Raw genomic sequence first — 14,262 nt, 5'->3', positions numbered from 1 at the left:
AAAAACTAGAGCTATTCAAGCTAAAGACGTTACATAAAAACCATATTAATAGCTTAATAGTAAAACCTTAACCGTTAACTACTATAATACATATCAAATTCAATAGGGTGCGTCGTCATTCGCAGGCGAGTCACATCTTCCATCTTGAGTGAGATATAAGCATCAATAGCATCATTCGTAAATACTTCTCCTTCCTTGAGGAATCCCCGATCTCGATCTAGCGCTTCCAAAGCGTGCTCAAGAGATAAACAAACCGTAGGAATATCCTTCATCTCTTCTGGGGGTAAGTCATAAAGATTTTTGTCCATAGGATCCCCAGGATGGATTTGATTTTGAATACCATCAAGTCCGGCCATAAGCATAGCAGCAAAGGCAAAATAAGGATTAGCAGTTGCGTCAGGAAATCGAACCTCAATACGTCGCGCTTTGGGGCTGGTAACATAGGGTATCCGAATTGAGGCGGATCGATTGCGGGCCGAATAAGCTAATAATACTGGTGCTTCAAAACCAGGTACTAAGCGTTTATACGAGTTAGTTGAAGCATTGGTAAAAGCATTTAACGCTCGGGCATGCTTAATAATACCCCCTATGTAGTACAAAGCAATTTCAGATAAACCACCATACTTACTCCCAGAGAAAAGATTTTCCCCATTTTTCTCTAAAGATTGATGGACATGCATACCACTACCATTATCTCCTACTAAAGGCTTAGGCATAAAAGTAGCCGTTTTACCAAAAGAGTGGGCTACATTTAACACAACGTATTTTAGAATCTGTAATTCATCCGCTCGGCGTACAAGCGTATTAAACTGAGTTCCAATCTCACATTGTCCCGCTGTAGCTGATTCGTGATGATGTACTTCTACAGGTAAACCCATTTGCTCCATAATAAGGCACATAGTAGAGCGAAGATCCTGTAAGGAATCTACCGGAGGTACTGGAAAATAACCCCCTTTAATGCTAGGCCGATGCCCAATATTTCCCCTCTCATAAACCCGTTGAGAATTCCAGTGGGATTCTTCAGCGTCAATCTTATAAAAAGCCCCAGACATATCAACGCCCCAACGGACATCATCTAATACAAAAAACTCAGGCTCTGGGCCAAAGTAAGCAGTATCTGCAATACCGGTAGATTTCAAATAAATTTCAGCTCGCTTTGCAATAGAGCGAGGATCACGGCTATAGCCTTGGAGAGTAGCGGGCTCCATAATATCGCAGCGTAACACTAAGGTTTTATCTTCCATAAAAGGATCAATAACCGCTGTCTCAGGATCTGGCATTAAAATCATATCTGAATCATGAACTACCCTCCACCCCGCAATAGAGGAACCATCAAACATCTTACCGTCCCTAAATATTTCCTTATCTAATCTATAAGCAGGCGTAGAGAGATGCTGTTCTTTCCCTCTAGTATCCGTAAAGCGGAAATCAACAAATTTTACCTCCTCTTCTTTAATCATTTTTAAAATATCATCAATGGCCATCAAGATCTCTCCAGCTTCTAGAGCAATTTATTCGAAATATTCTATGATCAAAACTTATGTAGTTAGTTTATTCACCTCTAAACGTATCCGTACTTCTCGACCCCATTCAGTAGCTTCAAGCACATGATGGCCATTAATCCGACACCAAGCAGGGATATCGTTTAACACTCCAGGATCGGTACAGATGACTTCCAGTATATCCCCTGGCATTAGCTCGCTCACTTTCTGCTGAGTTCGGATGACAGGTAGCGGGCATAGTAAATTCCGTGCATCTAAAGTATGCATAATAGGGAAAATTTAAACGTACCACTCTTGGGGTATAGATTCACTAGCAAGAGGGGTGACTTCCAGCATCCGCACTGCTTTATTTGGATGGGCTACAGTTATCTGCACTTGTAATGCTTCCCGTCCTTGACTAAAGCGTGCTACTAATTGACTGGCTAAGATAAGATCCTCCTCTTTTGGATCTCCATCAATTAATGCTAGTGGGCCGCTATGACTGAGAGTTCGCAAATGAATAAACTCTTTAGCGTATCCCTCCAGATAATTACTCTCCCCCTCATCACGAGCGATAATAAGTTTAAAATGAGGCTGTGGTCGAAGGTGCCGCCCCACCTTAAGCAACATAATATCATCCAAATCGTAGTCCCGAGTATGACGTGCTCGCCATAAATCATTCAGCTTAGCTGTATAACTAGCATCTGTTAGAAAACAACAGCCTCCCGCAGGTTGCGCGTAGTTTTCAATTCCAAAATACGCAGCAAGCGCCATTTGTGGTTTACGCGAACGACCGCTAAAATCATAAAGTTTATCCCGGTTAACCCATCCTTCACGTTCTGGAACAGTAGGAGATAAATTTCTAGCACAAAGCGGCCGTAATAATAAATCACCTGCACCAGACTCTTGGGTTACAATTTTCATGGTATCTGATCGCTGTGATTTAGGCCGCTGACCTACAACCTCACCCGTTACGATAAAATCAAAATTTTGCTCTCTCATCCACGTCAGCGCTTTAGCTACCATGAAAGATTTACAATCCAAACAAGGATTAAGGTTAGCCCCGTAGCCATGTTTTGGATTGAGAACTACTTTTTTATATTCAGTAATCACATCAACTATATGCAGCTTAATACCTAGTTGCTCGGCCACCCATAATGCATTATTACGCTTAGTTCGGCTTTTATCTTTATTACGAATAGCGTGTGTATGCCCTTCCACACAAAACCCAGTGAAAAAATTGATTCCTTCTATATGGATACCTTGCGCCAGCATAACCTTAGCAGCAAGCATGGAATCCAATCCTCCTGAAATCAGGGCTACGGCTTTACGCTGTTTCTTCATAATTTTTCTGCATCATCTACTAAAGAATAATTAGATCTGCCTGATTTACATAATGATTTATAAATTACTTTAGCCTCAGTCTATCCGACTAATTTACAAGTAAAACGTCGATGTTCGATGGCAGGAAAATTACGGCGAGTATTATGCAATCGATCAGAATCCAATTCAGCGGTGATCACCCCAGAGCCTCGAGGAAGTCGGGCTAATACCACACCCCAAGGATCAACAATCATGCTATCTCCATAAGTTGTACGCCCACTAATATGAAAGCCACCTTGACCCGCAGCCACAACATAGCAGAGATTTTCAATAGCACGTGCTCGTACTAAAGGCTCCCAATGCGCCTTACCTGTAATTGCAGTAAACGCTGACGGTAAAACTAGAACTTCCATTCCTTGCTCCACTAAAGCGCGAAACAGCTCCGGAAAACGTAAATCATAGCAGATTGCAAGCCCTATCTGCCCAAAAGGAGTATCAGCAACTACTATATTTTGCCCAGGCTCTATAGTTAAAGATTCGCAGTATCTTTCCTCTCCCCCAGGAAGAACAACATCAAATAAATGAAATTTATCATAACGGGCTACACACTTGCCATTGGCATCAAAAAGCAAACATGCAGCACGAACCTTACTCGTTGCAATAGCCCGTAATGGAATAGTACCACCTACCAACCAAAGTTTATTTCTTGCTGCTTGCTGCGCTAAAAAACTCTGAAGAGGGCCAGTACCTTCCTCTTCTACAATACTTAGCAAAGATCCATCTTTTTCTCCCATTAAAGCAAAATTTTCTGGAAGTACAACTAAATTCGCTCCTTCAGCAGCCGCTTGAGTGATAAGCCGTTCTGCCTCTAATAAATTAGCCCCTACATTAGGGCCAGATGCCATTTGAATAGCGGCAACAATACTCACGCAGCCTCCCCTATTCTCTTAATTTTATGTGTATATAAAGACATAATTTTTGCTTTATATCCCAATCTTTTTAAATTCACTGCTTTGCCGGTTTAGGTAAAGAACCTGAGACCTGATAATAATAAGCCATCAACTGTCCAAACTGAGCTCCAAATATCTTATCGATTAATTTATCAGTTAGCATTAGAATAGTACCCACACCTAGACCTATAGGCCCACCAACCATCGAACCAACTAAAGGTAGGCTCGGAGCTACCCTTATAGTTTGCTTAGAATTATAATTTTGAGATCCAAAACCGATCTTTCCATTTGCTCGAACCTGAGCCATCGGGCCTTCTATAATAAATTTGTTAAAATAAAGATCCCCTTGGTTAAAAGATAAACCGCCTTCAATCTGATCGAAAGGAAGACCTTCACCAAAAACATCGCTAAAATCTAGTGGTAATCGCCGGTGAAAAGCCGAAACGTTCAATATATTAGGCGATTGGCCTGGCCCAGACTCTACACTTAGCAGACGCCCTTTACCTACTTTCAGCTGCACAGTACCATTTAACCGTTCAGAGGATAGCTCAGAGGTTAGTGATGTAGGCGAACCCGGCCAATCAGCCGCAACATCAATTTCCGTTTCCCCGCCAATAATATTGGCTCGGTAGCCAAAACTCGTCAATAATTGCCCAAGCTCTGGGCTATATACTTTAAACTCTAAAGAAGAGCGCTGAGTTCTTCCATTAAGTATCCAATCTCCACTAGCTTTAATCTGTGCAGCTGCCGATATAATTTCCAATTGCCTTAAATATAACCCTCCTTCATAGGTACTGGTATGGGCCTGTACTAAACCTAAATTATAGTCATCATACCAGCATTGGCGGCATACCAGATCAATAGAAGGCCATTGATTAGGATCGCTATCCTGATTAAGAGCAGGTTGCAAATTAGAGTCCGTACCTAGGCGCTCATTAGATGATGATTTTGGACGTAAGCGTAAATAATCCAAATTTATTGCTAAAGGCTGATTTGATCCAGTATCAGGTATAGTTATAACTCCCCTCAAATTAGGAGCAGTAACCTGAGCCTGCCAGTGGTGAGCCAAGGATCTATTTGCCTTTATGATGATCTTCTTAAAATGCCACCCAAATAGCTCAGCCTGATCTGCCTGTAGAATAATAGCCTTGAGCTTATTTCCCATAGAACCTGCCTGAGCAACTTTTATTAGCACTTGCTGCCAAGCATCTACCAAAAGATTAGGCAATACGCCTACAAGCTGAACGCCTTGATCAGGCAGTAGAGGGGGATCTCCGCCAACCCGTATCTCCCCTCTTATGGGATCAAGCAGCTCTCCATCTTCAGCTTCAAATATCCCCTGCAGCTTTTCTCCATAGGCTATTTCAAATCTTCTTTTATCTTCAATAGGCTCATAAATCTCTAAAAATAGCTTTTGTACCTGATCAGCCGGCTTTTCCAGCGGTGGGGGTAACGTTACTTTAATCCCCTTTAAATCAGAGCTCACCTGCGCCATCGTAACCGCAAATTTTTTACCATTCTGTAATATCATTTTTGTAGTAAAATTAGCGCTGCCTTGTAACCAAGGTGACCAAGATGAAAACCATTTTTTTGCTAGCGCTTGCGCTTCCATACGGCCACTAAGACTTAGCTCAACCCTACCATCGCTCCCAGATTTTCCAGGCAAACTGGAAAGATCTGCTTTAACTGGCCGGCCAAGAAGCTGACCAGTCAAGTTTTTTGAGACTAGTTTTTTCTCAGTAAAGTGTAATCCACCCCGAATTGCTGTAAATTCTAAGCGAAGATTTTCTAGCTGACGTAAATAAGCATCAGTAAAAACCAATTCTCCATCTACCTTAGGATGTCTTGCATCCCCTCTTATAGCTAATCCTAGGCTTAAATTTATATGGGTATTCCCATGCACTTCTACGCGTTCAATAAACCCACCATATTCTTCCTTTAAAGGACTTTGCTGGATAAAATCACGGACATCCCTTGAATCTCCTAGAGCTTGGCCTACCGCCTTTAAAGGGACAACGTTCCCACTTAGATCAGTAATCTCCGCAGTAATGCCCATTATGTTGGCATTAAATAACTTACCTCTAGCTACATTAACGATAATCTTTTGACCATCACTATGAAAATGGCCATCTATCTGCTTAAACACCGGCCACTGATCACTATAATGTAACGTCACCCCAGATAAATCTAAATCTGCTGTAAATTGCCCCTGAGTTCTATCGGAAGAAAAATAATCTACAGGCCCTTGAAATAGAAGACTGCCTGTTTTTATCTGGCCACTAAGAAATGCCTGATCCAGCCACTGCACTAAGTGAGGCTTCATGATACTTGCCGGAAGATACTTAGATAAAGTAGTTAGATTCATCTCTTGTAGTATCAAAGATAGATCTAAATAAGGGGTATTTTCCCCTGAACCTTTATTAAGCTGTAACGATCCAGCTAAGGCTAAATCTTGATTTTGCAGCTGAATATTATCTCCTAAGATCTGCCAACCCCCGTTCTTTAGCCGCCAAATCACTTTCCCTTGAAAAGTATTCAACGCTACGGGTTGCTCTAAATAATTACTGAACAATCGAGCATTATGACTATCCATATGCAACTGTCCTGAACCACCTGCCAGCTGCAGCTTAAACGATAAGCCTTGACAACCTAACCAATGCTGCCAAGGCTGAGTCCCAAAATTCTCTGCCGTAGCAAAAATCTCCCAATCTTTTGCTTGTGTCTCTCCAAACGGTAGAATTATTTTGATATCCCGTAGATCTCCTGCTGGTTGAATTTTTGCTAGTAATAAGCTTAATCGAGAATCTGTCTGGGCACCCAGTTGGTATATAGGAATAATATCTTGGAGACGTAGAAATTTAAACTGACCCTGTAACTTCAGGATTGGATCTTTTTCTACCTTAATTTGCAATGAGGTCGGTGGCCAAGCTTGATTACCTCGGATTACTGAAAGGCGAGGGACTGTAATCGACCATCCTTTTGTGAGCTGCTGGTAATGAGCAACGCCTGTCAACTGCTGAAAAGAGATTTTATTAGCAATACCAACAGCTTGACTATTTCCAGAAATACCTAGCTCCTTCCAGTCAAACTTAACTAACGATTGACGCAAAGCAGCTTTATCCCAACGTAGTGTTAACTCCAAATCACCCGTACCTCGAGTAAAATGTAGTCCATTAAAGAAGCTATAGGCTTGCCATGGTTCCAATTGTAAGCCTTCCCCTTTAACATATAGGAGGCCACTTTTAGGATCTTGGATCTCTTTACCATCGAATTTTGCTTTGATCTTAATTCTCTTACCAAGCCCCTTAGATAAGATTGCTGATCCTTCAATTCGATAAATATCTTCGTTATTAACCAAACGCAGGCTCTCTATCTTTAGACCCATAGGCTTTCCCTCTAAGCCTAGAGCGTTCCAGAGAATAATAATATCTACTAAAGCTAATTGATCAAATTTAGATAACCACCAAGGGGGATAAGAATGATGGGAGCAAGGGGTGTTCAAGTTCTGCAAACCAAGGATACGAAAACATCCTTCTGGTTTTTGTTCTATTATAAGCTGCCCTCCGGTGATAATAACGTGCTGTGATTTATCCTTAGCAGCAGATCCGGCAGCAAAGGAAATTTCTTTAAACGCTAGTAGCTGCCGTCTTGTTTTTAAATCTGTTATACGTATATTTGTTAATTTTAATTGAGGTCTAAATCCCTCCCATCGTAGATCAATAGCATCAATATGGGCTTCTTGGTTTAGAAAAGTGCTCAACCAGCGGGATGCCATCACTGGGTTATTGTCTATGACTGCCCATAGTGCGCCTCCCGCAAGTAGGATACAACCGGTTAATATCCCTAAAATTATAAAAAAATAGCGGCGGCAAATAGAGACCATAGACATGATGCCTGACAATAATGATTAAATGGTTACATCATTACAACATCAAATTGCTCTCGCATATAGAGTAATTCAGGCTGAAATTTTATAGGCTTACCTATAAAGGCTTCTAGCTCAGCAACATGGGTCGATTCCTCATCCATTAACCGATCCACTATTTCTTGAGCAGCAATCACTAAATACCGGCTAGCTTCAAACTGCTTGGCTTCACGTAAAACCTCCCGCAGGATTTCATAACATACGGTTTCTACAGTCTTCACCGTACCTCTGCCACTGCAAGTAGGGCAAGGCTCACAAAGTATCTGCTCTAGGCTTTCGCGAGTACGTTTGCGGGTCATTTCCACTAACCCCAAAGAGGAGACCTCACTAATATACGTTTTAGCATGATCCTTTTCTAATCCATGTTCCAACGCGCGTAATACCTGCCGCTTATGATCCTCTTCCTCCATATCAATAAAGTCAATAATGATAATACCCCCAAGATTACGTAACCTCAGCTGCCTACAGATAGCCTGTACTGCCTCCAAATTAGTTTTAAAAATAGTCTCCTCCAGATTACGATGACCTACAAAAGCCCCTGTATTAACATCAATTGTGGCCATCGCCTCTGTTTGATCGATAATCAAATAGCCACCGGATTTAAGCTGTACCTTCCGGCTTAAAGATTTTTGAATTTCATCCTCAATACCATAGAGATCAAAAATAGGCCGCTCCCCTTGATAGTGCTCAATAGTGGTAAAAAGATCTGAGATAAAACGATTAGAGAAATCAACTAACTTGAAATAAGTCTCACGAGAATCAACGCGAACTCGCTCTACCTTTTCACGCACAAGATCACGCATGGTTCGTATTACTAAAGAAAGATCTTCATGAATAATACTGCCTGCTTTAGTCATTCGAGCGCGCTCTTTAATAAGATGCCAAAGCTTACGCAGAAACTCTATATCCGCACGAAGATCGGCTTCAACTGCCCCTTCCGCTACCGTGCGAATGATATAACCTCCTTGATCATCTTCAGGCCATATAGAAGCTAATAAATCTTTGAGCCGTTGGCGATCCGCCTCATTATCAATTTTTAATGAAACTCCAACACCAGACATTTCTGGCATATAAACTAAATAACGGGAAGCTATAGAAATCTGGGTAGTTAATCGCGCCCCCTTAGCCCCAATTGGATCCTTGATCACTTGCACTAATACTTCCTGCCCTTCTGTGAGCAGAGAGGTAATAGTAGGAGGTACTTCCGCTCCCATTTTGCTCTCTAAATTTCCTAGCTGGCCAGTAGGCAATCGAATATCAGAAGCATGGAGAAAAGCAGCTCGATCCAAACCTATATCTACAAAAGCGGCTTGCATACCAGGTAACACCCGGCTTACTCGCCCTTTATAAATATTGCCCACCAAACCTCGACGACTACCGCGTTCAATATATAATTCCTGCATTATTCCATTTTCAACTACAGCAACCCGAGTCTCATTGGGCATGACATTGATGAGGATTTCCTCACTCACCAGTCATTCCATTTTTTTTTAGCAGACTTTGAAGTAATTCTCCTGTTTCATATAAAGGTAGCCCCATTACCCCGGAATAGCTGCCCTTAAGATCAGAAATAAATAAAGCAGCTCGGTCTTGGATCTCATAAGCCCCTGCCTTATCAATCCCTTCACCAGAGGCAAGATATTGCTGGCGTTCAGTTTCAGTCAGCTGCTTAAAAGTTACAGTACTCATACTTAATCGATATTGCTCTCTATCATCAACTAAAGCGACAGCGGTCATCACCTGATAACTACGGCCAGAAAGCCGTGCCAAGATAAGATCAGCATGGGCTGAATCTTCAGGTTTACCTAGAATTTCACCTTCTACCACAACAGTAGTATCAGCCCCCAAAACAGGTAAGCGATCTATAGGCAGCTGCTGCGTCCAACCTGCCCTAGCTTTAGCCAAAGCTAGCTGGCAAACATAATGGGCAGGGCCCTCGTTTAGTATAGGGCATTCATTGACCTTAATATTGAGGACTCTAAATTTAACCCCGATCTGAGCCAACAAAACCTGCCGCTGTAGCGAAGAAGAAGCAAGGGCAATAAAAGGAAAAATACAACAAAAGGGTTTATTATTCTTCAATATTTAAAACTTAAATACTTTTAGATTACTAAATGGGCATTAGTAATCTGTTTATGAGTAAAAAATTTATAGCTGCCATCAGGAAATATGAAATTAGCTTCCCCGATGATATGGATGATAGCTAAGCAGGCTAAAAGCACGATAAATCTGTTCTGCTAATATTACGCGTACTAAATTATGGGGTAAAGTAAGGGCAGATAATGACCATTTACGTGTAGCCCGCTCCAAACAAGCTGGCGCTAATCCATCAGGACCGCCGATTAATAACGCTATATTCTGCCCTTCACCCATCCATACTTGAAAGTATTTAGCCACCGTATCTGTCGTCCAAGCCTCTCCTCGCTGATCGCACGCAATTATTTTACTATTAGCAGGAATAGCCTCTAGCAAGCGATCGCTCTCTTCTTGCTGCCATTTGATTAAATTCCCGCTCTTGCCACGTCTAGCAGTAGCAGTTTCTACTAGATGAAGAGAGCAGTGCTGAGGCAAGCGGCGGGCATAATGATGATAGCCTTCAGCAACCCAATGTGGCATACGGTGGCCTACTGCTATCATATAAATACGCATGCTAGTTATTATTTTTAGCTATCTGAAGATGGGGCGCATTCCAGAGTTTTTCCAAATTATAAAAAGCGCGTACTTGGGGCAGCATAATATGGGTCACTACATCCCCCATATCCACCAATATCCACTCTCCATGCAACTCGCCTTCTACCCCTAAAGGGCGATATCCCGCTGCCTTACATTGTTCAATAACCTCATTAGCTAAAGCCTTAACTTGACGATTAGAAGTGCCGCTGGTAATTACCATATAATCCGTCATATCCGTTAAATTACCCACATCTAAGATCTGAATATCTTGGCCTTTTATAGATTCTAAAGCTGAAATAATTATTTCTTTAACATGATTTACTGCAGACATTATTTCTCCAATATAACAGAGGAAGAATACAACCCGCTTGTTTGAATATAATTCCAAACTGCATCGGGCAGGAGATAGCGCACGCTTTGTCCTGCCTTTAATAAAACTCGAATCTGAGTAGCTGATATGCCAAGCTGAGTAGTTTCCATCGGTAAAATACAACCTATAGATTGCGCTTTTAGCTGTTTTGGGTTAGAAATTTTCCTTTCATCTAAAAGATCTTTTAACACCCCTTGTTGAGGAAGGATCTCACCGGGGCGCTTTATCACTAATAAATGTGCTAACTCAATCAATTCCAGCCACCGATACCATTTAGGAAGTCCTAAAAAAGCATCTGTACCTAATATTAAGCATAGAGGTGCCTGTCCTTTTTCTGCTCTTAGAGAAATTAAGGTATCCACCATATAGGATGGGCCTGAACGATAAAACTCACGATCATCAACCTTAAACCTAGACTCTCCAGCGATCCCTAGCTGTAACATAGCTAAACGCTGCTCAGGGTCGGCAACTGGCAGCGGGCGGTGAGGAGGACACCGACAAGGAATAAACCGTATTTCAGCTAAAAATAGCCGTTCAAGTAACTCTAAAGCAGGACGTAAATGGCCAAAATGGACAGGATCAAAAGTACCTCCAAAGATACCAATAGGCACCGTAGAATTACTAGATTTAGAGGCCAGCCTTTTTAAACTCAAAACCAGAAAATCTTATTGCCTGATATGGCCATCCCCAAGCACAATCCACTTCTGTGAGGTCAATCCTTCAAGGCCAACAGGTCCTCGAGCATGAAGTTTATCAGTAGAAATACCAATTTCAGCCCCTAGGCCATATTCAAAACCATCCGCAAAGCGGGTTGATGCGTTTACCATAACGGAACTGGAGTCTACCTCGATCAGAAAACGCTTAGCCCGTGTTAAATCCTCAGTTACAATAGTATCAGTATGATGGGAGCCATAATGGGTAATATGGGCAATTGCCTCATCAAGACCAGACACTATTCGGATAGCTAAAATGGGCGCTAAATATTCAGTGTACCAATCCTCTTCAATTGCAGATTTAACGCCAAGCAGCAAATTTTGTGTCTCCAAGCAGCCTCGTAATTCTACCCCATCTGCTTGATAGTGTTTTCCTAATATCGGAAGTATTTCAGGGGCAATTCCACGAGCAACTAACAAAGTCTCCATCGCATTACAAACCCCATAGCGCTGGCATTTAGCGTTCACCGCTACTGCCACTGCCTTATTTACATCAGCCCGATCATCAATATAGACATGACAAACCCCATCCAAGTGCTTAATCACTGGCAACTTTGATTCATGGCTAATACGCTCAATTAAGCCTTTCCCCCCCCGAGGGATAATAACATCTATATATTTCTCTTGGGTAATCAGTTCACTGACTGCTGCCCGATCTGTAGTCTCAACTATTTGTACGGCTACCTGTGGTAATCCAGCCTGTTCTAATCCTTGATGAATACAATAAGCGATCGCTTGGTTAGAATGGATAGCTTCAGAGCCTCCACGGAGGATAACAGCGTTACCTGATTTTATACATAAACCGGCGGCATCAGCAGTTACATTGGGGCGGGATTCATAAATCATTCCAATGACACCAATAGGCACTCGCATCTTCCCTACCTGAATACCCGAAGGCTGATAACTAAGGTCATCTATTACGCCTATTGGATCAGGTAAAGATACAATCTGCCGCAACCCCTCTGCCATTGTAGCAATCCGTGCTTTTGTTAACTCCAATCGATCTAATAAAGCCCTATCTAGCCCTTTAGCTTGACCTGCGACTAAGTCTTTTTGATTAGCATTTACCAGAATTTTCTCATCTGATTCTATGATAGAAGCCGCTATCTCTAGCGCACGATTTCTGGCTTTGGTGTTACTCTGGGCTAATATACGGCTTGCTCCCCGGGCTTGGCGGCCTAAATTCTGTATATAATCTTTAATATTCATCAACTTGTAGTTTCTTAATTTTAAAGCTGCTCACTATCTTTAAATTAAACCTTGCTTCGATCTAAAGGCACGGCGGCTCCTGCAATCATAAGGCATAACTGCAGTAGCTCCTCCCAAGGATATCCCAGCGTTACTCCCTTAATCATATAATCAATTTCACTGAGCTGTCGCAGAAATATCAGCCAATGACGTGCACAATGGCGGCGTAAAGCTTGCTTAATCAATGATTTATGCTGCTCCCAAACGCGCTGCTCTCTTAAAGCTTGATCTAAAGATAGACCTTGAGCATGAGCACTAGTAATGCGTACTAATCGTCTCAACTCCCAAGCTAAAGCACCTAAAATAATTGTAGGCTCTACTCCTTCACTACGTAATCCACGCAAAACCTGCAATACCTGAACTATCTTACCTGCTAACGCGCACTCTACAAGGCGAAACGCATCATAACGGGCATTATTAGCAATAGCCTCTTCAATTATGTTGATATCTATAACACCCTTAGGGTGTAGCAACACTAAATTATCAATCTCTTGAGCACAAGCAAGCAAATTACCTTCTAAACGCCTAGCTAATGCCAATATAGCCTCAGGCGTTGGACGTAACCCCTTAGTGCGCATACGGTTCTCGATCCACTGTGGCAATACCTCATAATCAAGCTTAGGTATCGAAATCATAACCCCTGCTTGCTCAAGCGCAGAGAACCATTTGCTCTCTTGAAGTCGACGATCAAACCTATTACCAATGATCAGCAAGAGCGTATCCTGCCTTATATTTTTTGCATAATCCTGTAGGATTTTAGCCCCCGACTCACCAAGAGATCCTCCTGATATCCGTAACTCAATAAGGCGACGAGAGGAAAATAAAGAAAACCCCTCAATGGCTTGCTGTAACTGCTCCCAGTTAAATCCCTTATCAGCATACATCACTTCCCGCTCATTAAAGCCTTGCGCCGAAGCTTGAGCACGGATAAGCTCCGCCGTCTCTTCTATAAGTAGTAATTCATCTCCAAATAATAGGTAAACTGGAGATAATCCTCGCCTTAGATAAGTATCTAACTGCCCTAACTTAATCTTCATTTGCTTGAGGCTTATCTGGGGCAGATTGCAGCGCCTCCAAACGCCAAAGAATTTGTTCTACTATATCCTTCTGCATTGCTTCGCGTAACAGGTTTTCTTGATCTCCCGTTGAAAGCAGATTAAGGGGATCATATCGATATTCTCGCACCGCTTCCAAGCGGTGCAAGGGTAACAATATCTTATTACCCTTAGAATCCGTGACCTCAAACTGGAGCACATACCTAAGCGCATACTCTTGCACTTTAGTAGCAGCTCCCCCTACAGAGAGTATTTCTCGCCCTACTTGATTATAGGTAATATTTAATATTGCGCTAGAATCCTTTGCTTCTGATACTACAGTGGCACCACCCGCCTCAAGACCACGTTTAATTTGTACTGCTAGCTCACTATAAGACGGAACGCCTTGTAGATAAGTTCTGCTAAGTAAAGGAGAATATTTGACATTACCGTGTAGCTGGAAACCACACCCCCCCAGTAACAATAGGGACAACAGAAAAGAACTCACTCGCCACCGATTGATTATCATAGTTGTTCTCAGTACA

General features: G+C 42.1%; 13 protein-coding genes. All 13 read right to left on the bottom strand.

Features of this window, described 5'->3' with window-relative positions:
• Nucleotides 1-74: 74 nt before the first annotated feature.
• The 13 genes from glnA to TAO_RS02710 all read right to left on the bottom strand — a co-directional run bounded on the left by glnA (nt 75) and on the right by TAO_RS02710 (nt 14,246).
• Nucleotides 75-1,484 carry a glutamate--ammonia ligase gene (glnA, locus tag TAO_RS02770; RefSeq protein ID WP_096526511.1) on the bottom strand — a complete coding sequence of 470 codons (1,410 nt, stop codon included), beginning with the start codon at nt 1,482-1,484 and terminating at the stop codon, nt 75-77.
• Nucleotides 1,485-1,538: 54 nt separating this feature from the next.
• Entirely contained in the window at nt 1,539-1,769 is a 231-nt protein-coding gene (locus tag TAO_RS02765; protein ID WP_096526510.1) for a sulfurtransferase TusA family protein, read from the bottom strand.
• A gap of 12 nt (nt 1,770-1,781) precedes the next feature.
• Nucleotides 1,782-2,825 carry a tRNA (5-methylaminomethyl-2-thiouridylate)-methyltransferase gene (locus tag TAO_RS02760; protein WP_096526509.1) on the bottom strand — a complete coding sequence of 348 codons (1,044 nt, stop codon included), beginning with the start codon at nt 2,823-2,825 and terminating at the stop codon, nt 1,782-1,784.
• Nucleotides 2,826-2,905: 80 nt separating this feature from the next.
• A complete protein-coding gene (locus TAO_RS02755; protein ID WP_096526508.1) occupies nt 2,906-3,733 on the bottom strand; it encodes a carbon-nitrogen hydrolase family protein in 828 nt (275 codons plus the stop codon).
• Nucleotides 3,734-3,809: 76 nt separating this feature from the next.
• Nucleotides 3,810-7,643, bottom strand: coding sequence for a YhdP family protein (locus TAO_RS02750; RefSeq protein WP_096526507.1), 3,834 nt, complete (start codon nt 7,641-7,643; stop codon nt 3,810-3,812).
• 26 nt (nt 7,644-7,669) lie between these two features.
• A complete protein-coding gene (gene rng / locus TAO_RS02745; protein ID WP_096526506.1) occupies nt 7,670-9,151 on the bottom strand; it encodes a ribonuclease G in 1,482 nt (493 codons plus the stop codon).
• Complete coding sequence (locus tag TAO_RS02740; RefSeq protein WP_231910551.1) at nt 9,144-9,761, bottom strand: Maf family protein; 618 nt, start codon at nt 9,759-9,761, stop codon at nt 9,144-9,146. Before TAO_RS02740 ends, rng begins: the two co-directional genes overlap by 8 nt.
• 93 nt (nt 9,762-9,854) lie before the next feature.
• Nucleotides 9,855-10,328: a 23S rRNA (pseudouridine(1915)-N(3))-methyltransferase RlmH gene (gene rlmH / locus TAO_RS02735; RefSeq protein WP_096526505.1), complete on the bottom strand. Its 474-nt coding sequence runs from the start codon at nt 10,326-10,328 to the stop codon at nt 9,855-9,857.
• A gap of 1 nt (nt 10,329) precedes the next feature.
• Nucleotides 10,330-10,683: a ribosome silencing factor gene (rsfS, locus tag TAO_RS02730; protein WP_096526504.1), complete on the bottom strand. Its 354-nt coding sequence runs from the start codon at nt 10,681-10,683 to the stop codon at nt 10,330-10,332.
• On the bottom strand, nt 10,683-11,381 hold the full coding sequence (gene nadD, locus TAO_RS02725; RefSeq protein ID WP_096526503.1) for a nicotinate-nucleotide adenylyltransferase: 699 nt from the start codon (nt 11,379-11,381) through the stop codon (nt 10,683-10,685). The genes rsfS and nadD overlap by 1 nt, the downstream gene beginning before the upstream one ends.
• A gap of 6 nt (nt 11,382-11,387) precedes the next feature.
• The gene (locus tag TAO_RS02720) at nt 11,388-12,644 is read right to left on the bottom strand and encodes a glutamate-5-semialdehyde dehydrogenase (RefSeq protein ID WP_096526502.1); all 1,257 of its coding nucleotides are present in this window, start codon (nt 12,642-12,644) and stop codon (nt 11,388-11,390) included.
• A gap of 44 nt (nt 12,645-12,688) precedes the next feature.
• Nucleotides 12,689-13,720 carry a DNA polymerase III subunit delta gene (holA, locus tag TAO_RS02715; RefSeq protein ID WP_096526501.1) on the bottom strand — a complete coding sequence of 344 codons (1,032 nt, stop codon included), beginning with the start codon at nt 13,718-13,720 and terminating at the stop codon, nt 12,689-12,691.
• Complete coding sequence (locus tag TAO_RS02710; RefSeq protein WP_096526500.1) at nt 13,710-14,246, bottom strand: LPS-assembly lipoprotein LptE; 537 nt, start codon at nt 14,244-14,246, stop codon at nt 13,710-13,712. Before TAO_RS02710 ends, holA begins: the two co-directional genes overlap by 11 nt.
• Nucleotides 14,247-14,262: the final 16 nt, after the last annotated feature.

This window comes from Candidatus Nitrosoglobus terrae (genome assembly GCF_002356115.1).
GTDB classification, from domain to species: Bacteria; Pseudomonadota; Gammaproteobacteria; order Nitrosococcales; family Nitrosococcaceae; genus Nitrosoglobus; species Nitrosoglobus terrae.
Note: the sequence above shows the minus strand (reverse complement) of the source record. Positions and strands in the feature narration are given on the sequence as shown.

What these genes read in the sequence shown, in the direction of transcription:
- glnA (WP_096526511.1), bottom strand. Translation starts at nt 1,484, where the DNA reads ATGGCCATTGATGATATTTTAAAAATGATTAAAGAAGAGGAGGTAAAA.
- TAO_RS02765 (WP_096526510.1), bottom strand. Translation starts at nt 1,769, where the DNA reads ATGCATACTTTAGATGCACGGAATTTACTATGCCCGCTACCTGTCATC.
- TAO_RS02760 (WP_096526509.1), bottom strand. Translation starts at nt 2,825, where the DNA reads ATGAAGAAACAGCGTAAAGCCGTAGCCCTGATTTCAGGAGGATTGGAT.
- TAO_RS02750 (WP_096526507.1), bottom strand. Translation starts at nt 7,643, where the DNA reads ATGTCTATGGTCTCTATTTGCCGCCGCTATTTTTTTATAATTTTAGGG.
- rlmH (WP_096526505.1), bottom strand. Translation starts at nt 10,328, where the DNA reads ATGCGTATTTATATGATAGCAGTAGGCCACCGTATGCCACATTGGGTT.
- rsfS (WP_096526504.1), bottom strand. Translation starts at nt 10,683, where the DNA reads ATGTCTGCAGTAAATCATGTTAAAGAAATAATTATTTCAGCTTTAGAA.
- TAO_RS02720 (WP_096526502.1), bottom strand. Translation starts at nt 12,644, where the DNA reads ATGAATATTAAAGATTATATACAGAATTTAGGCCGCCAAGCCCGGGGA.
- holA (WP_096526501.1), bottom strand. Translation starts at nt 13,720, where the DNA reads ATGAAGATTAAGTTAGGGCAGTTAGATACTTATCTAAGGCGAGGATTA.
- TAO_RS02710 (WP_096526500.1), bottom strand. Translation starts at nt 14,246, where the DNA reads ATGATAATCAATCGGTGGCGAGTGAGTTCTTTTCTGTTGTCCCTATTG.